We start from the raw sequence: 9312 nt of genomic DNA, 5'->3' as shown, positions 1-9312 counted from the left end.
ATTATTGCTATACTCGAAAAATCCTATAAGACCCTCGATAATGAATTATCGAGGCGGATTTTTCTCGCTTATTATTGCTATACTCGAAAAATCCTATAAGACCCTCGATAATGAATTATCGAGGCGGATTTTTCTCGCTTATTATTGCTATCGATAAACTCGCATAAATTAGCTAATAACTAAAGTTATTAGCTGCTAGTTTATCTTTGTTATTGCTAATAAAAATCGTTCGATTACAATCTCTTTCAAATAAATTTAAAAGAGACTCATAATTTTTATATTTAGTCTTATAAAAACTATTTATTTAATTCTTCTATTAGTTTTTTAACTCCGCTTCCTAATTCAAATTTATAACCTAATTTTAAAAGACTTGCTTCCAATGCTCCCATAGCCATTATTAAATCTCTTTCAGATACGAATCCAAGACTGCCTATTCTAAATATTTTATTTTCTAAATTTCCCTGTCCATTAGCAACTATTATATCATAATCATCTTTCAAAGTTTTTCTTATATCTGGAACGCTTATTCCGTCAGGAGGAAGTATAGAAGTTATAGCATGGCTTGCATTATTATCATCTTCTACTAAAAGTTTTAATCCTATAGTTCTTACAGCATTTCTTAAAGCAAGAGAAAGTTTTTTATGTCTCTTATTAACATTTTCAATGCCTTCTTCCTTTATCATCTTTAAAGCTGTATGTAAAGAAGTAATAAGATTAACTGCAGGAGTGAAAGGAGTAGTATCTTTTGATAATGACTTTTTATGTTCTGTCCAATTAAAATAAAAGCTAGGATATTTACATTTCTCATGCATTTTAAAAGCATCTTTGCTTGCAGTTAAAAATGAAAGACCAGGTGCAATCATAAATCCTTTTTGAGAACCAGAAATAGCAACATCAATATTCCATTCATCTGTTTTAAACTCCATAGCACATAAACTTGTTATGCCATCAACTACAGATACAGCACCGTATTTTTTGATAATAGAACATAAAGTTTTTACATCATTAGCAGCACCTGTTGAAGTTTCGCTATGAGTGAGAGTTACTATTTTTATATCCTTATCTTTACTCAAAGCTTCTTCAAGTACTTCAGGCTTTATAATTTGTCCTGCTTCAGCTTCTATTTTTGTAATAACAGCACCCCTGCTTGCAGCAATTTTCGCCCATCTTGAACCGAAATTTCCTATAGATAAGCATAATACTTTATCACCCTCATTGATAAGATTTTCTAAAGCTGCACACATAGCACCTGTTCCGCTTGCCGTAAATAAAAATACATCATTGTTAGTTTGAAACACATATTTTAAATCTTCATAAACTTCTTTTATTATATTTGAAAATTCCTTACTTCTATGCGCCATAGGATGTTTTGCCATTTCTATTAATGCTGATTCGGGTACTGGTGTAGGTCCTGGTATCATCAAAAAAGTTTTATCTTTCATTATAAAAATCTCCTTGAAAAATCATATATACAAATAATTAATATAAAAAATATTGAATACATTATATTACATATATTATTTTTTACAATACTGTATTTAGTAATATTATTACTTTTATTCAATTATTATGCACTTATTGTTATATTATTAAGTAAATGCATATATTATTAATAATTTTTTAGGATATATAATTTATTTTATATAAAATTTCATAATAAAGTATATTTTTTTAACTTTCGATAAAGTATAAATAATATTCTGCACTAGTAATATTTAATGCCCTATACAAACTTCATTAAAATATTCAATAGCTGCACTTTCTCATAGCTTGGAATATAAAAAGTTTTATGTAAATCAAATTTGTTAAAAATTATCAATTAACTAAATAATTATGATTTTTTAATAAAAACATCAATATTTTTCTAATAATTATTTTTTTAGATTGATTATTTTATCTAATAATTTAGATTGATTTTTTTATCTAATAATATAGAATATTTCTTAAATTTATTATAATAATAAAACATATAATTTAAGGAAATACAAATTGAAAATAAGAGAATTATCCAAAATAAGCGGAGTATCTCCTGCCACTATTTCTAGAATGCTTAAAGACCCAAATTCTGTAAAGGAATCTACTAGAAAAAAAATTAATGATATTTTAAAAAATAAGGGCTTAGATAAAGACTTTGATATGAAATGCATAAAAAGAATAATGCTTATCATACCAGATTTAAGCAATACATTTTATTTGGATTTATTCAACGGCATAGTATCCATAGTACAAAAAAATAATATTCCTTTTGAAATATATCTTACAAGCGAATCTATAGAAGAGGAAGAAAAAATATTTTCTAGAATAAAAGGCGATAAGAGTTTGGGCATAATATGGGTTCCTGCTTCCGCTAAAAGAGATAAACTTCCTTATAATAAAAACAGTAATATCATATCATTAGTTGATAGAGATTTAGAATTTGAAGATATATATATAAAAAATTTGTCTGATAATTTTAATGCCTCTAAAAAATCTGCTGATTTGCTTATAGAAGGCGGGGCAAAAAATCCAATAATTATAACAGGAAGTTTAAATTTAAGTAATGCCCAAGAAAGAAAAAAAGGTTTTTTAGAAAGCATAAAAAATCATAATTTAGATAATGGTATAAACAGAGTATATTATGGTGATTTTAATAATAGCGAAAGCGGTTATGATATAATAAAAAAATTAGTTAAAGAAAAAATTGCATTTGATTCCATTTTAGCAGCCAATCAAATATTAGCCATAGGAATATTAAAAGCCCTAAAAGAACTGCAGTTATCTATACCAAATGATGTATCAATAATTACATTTGATAAACTTGCAAACTTATGCTCTTTCTATGAAAATAATAATATTTCTGAAGTAGTATTTCCTGCATTTGATATAGGACTTAATGCAGCAAAGATATTATTAGAACAAAAAACATTTAATACGCATAAACAAATATGTAATTATTCTGCAGAATTTCATTTAAAAGGCAGTGAAAAAAAATTATAAGAATCAAAATATTAATAAAAAAATCGGCTGCCTATTTTTTAATAAACAGCCTTTAATAAATTTAAGAATATATAATTATTTTAAGTCAATATATCATCTAATGTTACATCTCTAGGATTTCCGCCTGTATACATAAAATGCCGTAAAATCTATCAAATTTTTATCTTCTTATTTAAGTTTTTATTTTTTATATTATATAATATATTTATTTTAAGAAGATTTATTTCATTTTTTAGATTTTGTTTTATGCTCAACATTCAATCCGTAATTTTTGAATTTATCTAAAATAATTTCCATTTCGCTATCAGATAAAACAGAATAATCTCCGATATTTCTAACGCCAATATAAAGTCTAGCCAAATTCTCAACTTCCATCATAACATGATAAGCCTTTTCTAAAGTTTCATCAGCAGCAAGCAGTCCATGATTTTTTAATATGCAGGCTTTATAGCCTTTCATAACTTTAGAAATATTATCGCATAATTCCTGCGTTCCATAAGTAGCATATTCAGCACAAGGAATTTTATTTCCTCCTGCAACACCTACCATATAATGAATAGCAGGTATACAATCTATATTTAAAATAGATACCATAGAAGAATAAATAGCATGATTATGTATAACAGCATTAAAATCAGGATTATCTTTTAAAATAGATAAATGAAATCTCCATTCGCTTGAAGGTATTTTATCTTTCTCATAATTTCCATCTCCATCAACAAAAACTATATCATCTGCAGTCATAATCTCATAAGGCATACCTGAAGGGGTAATAAGCATACCGTCTTTATATCTTATGCTTATATTACCAGCTGTACCCTGATTAACCCCATCTTTTCTCATATTTAAACAAGCATCTATTATATTTTTAGCCAAATCTTTTTTATTACTTTTAGACATATTTTCTCCTTGAATAATAAAATATATGCTGTATTATATCTTATATTTCTTTTATTTCAAAACTATTTATAATAAGTTTTCTCATTTCTTTAGTATCATTCACAATACCTAAAGATTTAAATTGAACAAGTATATTTCCTGCAGCAGTACATTCAATAGGACCTATTGAAATTTTTAAATCAGTTTTTTCTTTGGTAAGAGAGCATATTAATTTATCTCTGCTTCCGCCTCCTACAATGCATAATCTATTAATATCTTTTTTTAGAATTTTTTTAAGTTTTTTAATATATTCAGCATAACTCTCTGCCAAAGAATTATATACTGATGCTATTATGATGCCTTTAGAATCATTTTCTAAATTAGACTGATCTGTATTTTTAAAATAATTTAATATTTCCTCTTCTATGTCTTTAGGATTATAAAATCTATTATCATTAATATCTATTCTATGCTCATCTTTAATATTATCTCTTGCAAGTTTTTCTATATCATTAAATGAAATTTGATATTTCTTCTGAAGCAGCTGTATAATCCAAAGTCCGTTAATATTTTCCAAAAATCTTATAGTATTATTATAACCCATTTCATTTGTAAAGCCATTTTCAAAAGATTCTTCAGTTATTATAGGTTCTTTTAATTCTGCTCCAAGCAATGACCATGAACCTGAAGACAAATAGACTGTATTATCATCTAAAATAGGTGCAGATAATACAGCAGAAGCAGTATCATGAGATGCGGCAGCTATAATATCAAAAGGTTTGCATCCTAAGTAATTTGCTATTTCCTGTTTTAATAAGCCTTTCTTTGTGCCTGCTTCAGCTAAAGCAGGAAGTTTATTAATATCAAAATTTATTTTCTCTAAAATATCTTCAGACCAATCTTTTTTTCTTATATCAATAAGCTGAGAAGTTGATGCTATTGTAAATTCGCTTGAAATATTCCCTGTTAAAAAATATCCGAATAAATCAGGAATAAATAATAAAGCTTCAGCATTATTAATAATATCTATTCTGCTTTCTATATCTTCATAGATTTGCATTATAGTATTGAAAGGCATAGATGATATACCAGTTATATTATATAATTCTCTAGCCCCCAAACCTATTTTCTCAAGTTTTTTTATTGTATTCATAGTTCTTGTATCTCTGTAATTTATAGGATTTGAAAGCAATTCGCCATTTTTATCTATATAAGCATAATCTACACCCCAAGAATTAATACCTAAAGATGAAGGCTGAATACCCATATCAATAACTTTTTTTATTCCTTTCAAAAGCTCATTATACATATAAATGAAATCTGTATAATAATAATTATTAATTTTTATAGGAATTAAAGAAAATCTATGCACTTCATCAAGAGTCATTCTATAATTTTCAAATTTTGATAAAAAAATCTTGCCTCCTGATGAACCGAAATCACATGCTATAGAATAAAATTTATTATTAATCATAAAAATAATATAATCAATTTTTACTTTCTATTCAATAAAAAATTATTATTTTTTTATAATATTTATCATTTTTTTATAAAAATAATTTTTATTTTCACTTTTTTTAAAAAAATAAAATAAAATATTGATTATTATTTATTTTTTGACTAAAATATAATTATAATAAAAAATTTTAATTTAAGTATTTTATGAATGATAATATAATTTTAAAAATGACAGGTATAGAAAAAAGGTTCAAAGGTGTTTATGCCTTAAAAAACTTCAATTTCTATTTAAAAAAAGGAGAGATATTAGCCTTAATTGGAGAAAATGGTGCCGGTAAATCTACACTTATGAAAATTTTATCAGGCATATATAAAAAAGATGCAGGAACAATAGAATATTTTGGAAAACCTTTAGAAGTATCATCGCCTAAAGAAGCTGAAGAAAATGGAATATCAATAGTACATCAGGAATTAAATTTGATGAATCATTTAACTGCAGCACAGAATATATTTATAGGACATGAACCTTTAAATAAATTAGGATTTATAGATGATAAATTAATGATAAAAAGAGCTGATAAAATATTCAAAGGAATGAATGTAGACATAAATCCTGCTTCAAAAATAAGTTCTCTTACGGTAGGAAAACAGCAGCTGGTAGAAATAGCAAAAGCATTAACTCATAATTCTAAAATATTAATATTAGATGAACCTACAGCCGCTTTAACAGAATCAGAAACAAAAGAACTTTTTAGAATAATTAAAGACTTACAGATGTCAGGCGTATCTATAGTATATATTTCTCATAGATTAGATGAGTTATTTATATTGTCAGACAGAATAACTGTAATGAGAGACGGCGAATATATAGACACAAAAATAACTAAAGAAACAAATAAAGATGAAATAGTAAATTTAATGGTTGGACGCATCATATATGAAACACCTAAAACAGAAAGTAAAGTATCAAAAGATGCCAAAGAGATTTTAAGAGTTGAAAATTTATCAGTATCAGGTTTAGTAAAAGATGTAAGTTTTTCATTAAAATACGGAGAGATTTTAGGATTTGCAGGACTTATGGGAGCTGGAAGAACAGAAACGGCAAGAGCTATTTTCGGAGCTGATAAATTTGAAAGCGGAAAAATATTTGTTGAAGGGAAAGAGGTATCAATTAAATCGCCTGTTGATGCTATAAAAAGCGGTATAGGTTATCTTTCTGAAGATAGAAAAAGATACGGTTTAGCATTAGGGCTTCCTGTATTTGAAAATATGATGATGGGTAATTATGATAAATTTTCAAATATGCTTATGATTCAAAATACAAAAGTGAAAAATATATCAGAAGAAGAAATAAAATCTTTAAATATAAAAACTCCTTCAGTAAATCAATTAGTAAAAAATTTATCAGGAGGCAATCAGCAGAAAGTTGTAATAGCAAATTGGCTTATAAAAGAATGTAAAATATTAATATTTGATGAGCCTACAAGAGGAATAGATGTAGGAGCAAGAAGCGAAATTTATAATCTTATGGAAAAATTAGTATCTATGGGAAAATCTATAATAATGATTTCATCGGATTTAGTTGAAATACTAAGAATGAGCGATAGAATTTTAATTATGTCAGAAGGCAAAAAAACAGGAGAATTAGATATTAAAGGAACTACTCAAGATGATATTATGAAATATGCTGTTATGAGATAAAAATAATATCATATAAAAAAAAATAATAATCGGAGATGTATATGTATAATACTGAAACTAACACTTTTACTGGAAAGCTATGTATTAAAGCAAAGTTAAGAAGAAGTTTGAGAAATTTATTTGTATATATCAAAAAAAACGGACTTCAGAAATTTTTAACTGTCGCAGCACTTCTAATACTATATATATTTTTTTGTTTAGCAGGAAGAAATTTCTTCACATTTGATACATTCTCATTAATATTAAGGAATTCTTATTTCATAGGTTTTTTGGCTATAGGAGTAACTTTTGTTATAATAACAGGGGGCATAGATTTATCAATAGGTTCTCTTTCTCTATTTGCCGCAATGGTAGGAGGAGTACTTATAACTAATTTTAAAGTTCCTATGTGGGCTGTAATCATTATAGTGATATCAGCAGCTACATTTGGAGGCTTCATAAACGGATTTTTAATTTCATATTTTTACTTGCCTCCATTCATAGCAACATTAGGTATGCTGATGGTTACTAAAGGCTTATCTGGTATTATTTCAAAATCTCAAACTATATACTACCCTACTATAACAGATCCTCAATATGGCTGGTTTAGAGTATTATTTAATGCTACGCAGTCAAATTTTCCATCAGGTTTTATAATGCTTGCTGTATTTACTATAATATCTATATTTGTATTAACTAAGACAATAGTAGGAAGATATATATTTGCTTTAGGAAGTAATGAAGAAGCTGCAAGACTTTCTGGTATAAAAACTAATAAATGGAAAATAATAGCTTATACAATATCAGGATTCTTCTGCGGTATAGGAGGATTAACATTTGCTGCTAGTTATTCAAGCATAAGTCCCGGAGCAGGTCAAGGTTATGAATTTGATGCAATTGCTGCTGTAGTTATAGGGGGTACATCACTTTCAGGCGGTGTTGGTTCTATAGTAGGTACTATAATAGGCGTATATATAATGTCTGTACTTAAAGTGGGGCTTCCATCTGTAGGAGTTGAGCAGTTTTTCCAATACTTCACTATAGGTATAGTGGTTATTATAGCTGTATTAATAGATGTTTATAGAATAAAAATGTCTAATAAAGTAAAAAAAGCTGATATAAAAAAAGAGAGATTAGAACAGCTAGAAGAAGAAATTGAATCATTTAGAATAAAAATAGACTGTTTATTATCAGACAGAAGTAAAGATTATTCTAAAGAAATATCTGAAGCTAAAGCTAATATTAATTCTTTAATATTAGAAAAGAAAAAACTAAATAAAAAATAAGGAGTACTAAAATGAAAAAAATTTTATTACTAATAGCATTAGCAGGTTTATTGTCAAGCTGTTCAAACAAAGAACCATATATAGCTGTTGTTTGTAAAGGATTTCAGCATAAGTTTTGGGTAACCGTTAGAAACGGAGCCGAAGATGCCGCAAAACAAAACGGAGTAAAAATTAATTTTGTAGGACCTGAAACAGAATCTGACTCAAAAATACAGCAGGATTTATTAGACAGCGAAATTAATAAAAATCCTGATGCAATAGCATTTGCTGCAGTAACAGGAGATTTTACGGAACAAATTAAAAGAATAAAAGAGAAAAATATTCCTTTAATCGGTTTTGATTCTGGTATATTGCCTGATCAGGCTCAAAATGCTGTACTTGCTACTGCTTCCACAGACAACAGAGCCGCTGCTGCTATAGTTGCTGAAAAAATGTTTGAAGAATTAAAAACTAGAATGGCTGCTTTCACTACTGATAATAAAGCTAAGATTGCAGTACTTCAGTTAGACAACTCTGATACAGGTATAGGAAGAGCTGAAGGTTTTGTAAAAAGATTTACAGAATTAGCTGACGGCGATTCTGCTACTTTAGGAAAATATACTTTGCAAGTTATAGTTCCTACTACTCAGAATGAAGCTGATATAGCTAATGAAGTTAATGCTTTAAGGGGAAGAAATTGTTTAGGTATATATTTATCTAATGAAGCTATGGCTAGAGGTTTCTTAGTAGTATATAAAAGTGCTGAGGCTGGTGCTGCTAATACTATAGTAGGAGATGCTCAGGACGGAGGCGATTTAATAGCTATGGGATTTGACTCTGGAAAGCCTCAGTTAGATGCTATAAGAAGTTCAGTAATAAAAGGTTCTGTAACTCAGGATCCTTATAGTATTGGTTTTCAGGCTGTTACTTTAGCTTATAAAGCATCCAAAGGAGAAGCTGTTCAAAATATAGATACAGGTGCTAAATGGTATGATAAAACAAATATAGATGATCCTGAAATAGCTAAACTATTATACGAATAATTTTATTAAAA

At 27.4% G+C, this 9312-nt stretch carries 7 protein-coding genes; 4 read left to right on the top strand and 3 right to left on the bottom strand.

What is annotated here, in order from left to right; translation table 11 throughout:
* Window positions 1-296: 296 nt before the first annotated feature.
* The gene (locus QZ288_RS05300) at window positions 297-1442 is read right to left on the bottom strand and encodes an alanine--glyoxylate aminotransferase family protein (protein WP_295155984.1); all 1146 of its coding nucleotides are present in this window, start codon (window positions 1440-1442) and stop codon (window positions 297-299) included.
* Window positions 1443-1989: 547 nt separating this feature from the next.
* On the opposite strand from QZ288_RS05300, the gene QZ288_RS05295 reads away from it, so the two are divergent.
* The gene (locus QZ288_RS05295; protein WP_295155981.1) at window positions 1990-2976 is read left to right on the top strand and encodes a LacI family DNA-binding transcriptional regulator; all 987 of its coding nucleotides are present in this window, start codon (window positions 1990-1992) and stop codon (window positions 2974-2976) included.
* Window positions 2977-3201: 225 nt separating this feature from the next.
* Here QZ288_RS05295 and QZ288_RS05290 read toward each other — a convergent pair whose 3' ends face one another.
* A complete protein-coding gene (locus tag QZ288_RS05290; RefSeq protein WP_295155978.1) occupies window positions 3202-3876 on the bottom strand; it encodes an L-fuculose-phosphate aldolase in 675 nt (224 codons plus the stop codon).
* Between the two features lie 40 nt (window positions 3877-3916).
* Entirely contained in the window at window positions 3917-5329 is a 1413-nt protein-coding gene (locus QZ288_RS05285; protein ID WP_295155976.1) for an FGGY family carbohydrate kinase, read from the bottom strand.
* A gap of 188 nt (window positions 5330-5517) precedes the next feature.
* Between QZ288_RS05285 and QZ288_RS05280 the strand changes: the two genes are divergently transcribed.
* The 3 genes from QZ288_RS05280 to QZ288_RS05270 are packed head-to-tail and all read left to right on the top strand — an operon-like array spanning window position 5518 to window position 9301.
* Window positions 5518-7014, top strand: coding sequence for a sugar ABC transporter ATP-binding protein (locus QZ288_RS05280; RefSeq protein WP_295155973.1), 1497 nt, complete (start codon window positions 5518-5520; stop codon window positions 7012-7014).
* A gap of 41 nt (window positions 7015-7055) precedes the next feature.
* Window positions 7056-8279, top strand: a complete 1224-nt coding sequence (locus QZ288_RS05275) for an ABC transporter permease (RefSeq protein ID WP_295155970.1) — start codon at window positions 7056-7058, stop codon at window positions 8277-8279.
* 11 nt (window positions 8280-8290) lie between these two features.
* Window positions 8291-9301, top strand: a complete 1011-nt coding sequence (locus tag QZ288_RS05270) for an ABC transporter substrate-binding protein (RefSeq protein ID WP_295155967.1) — start codon at window positions 8291-8293, stop codon at window positions 9299-9301.
* Window positions 9302-9312 lie beyond the last annotated feature (11 nt).

This window comes from uncultured Brachyspira sp. (assembly GCF_910578695.1).
Classification (GTDB): Bacteria; Spirochaetota; Brachyspiria; order Brachyspirales; family Brachyspiraceae; genus Brachyspira.
Note: the sequence above shows the minus strand (reverse complement) of the source record. Positions and strands in the feature narration are given on the sequence as shown.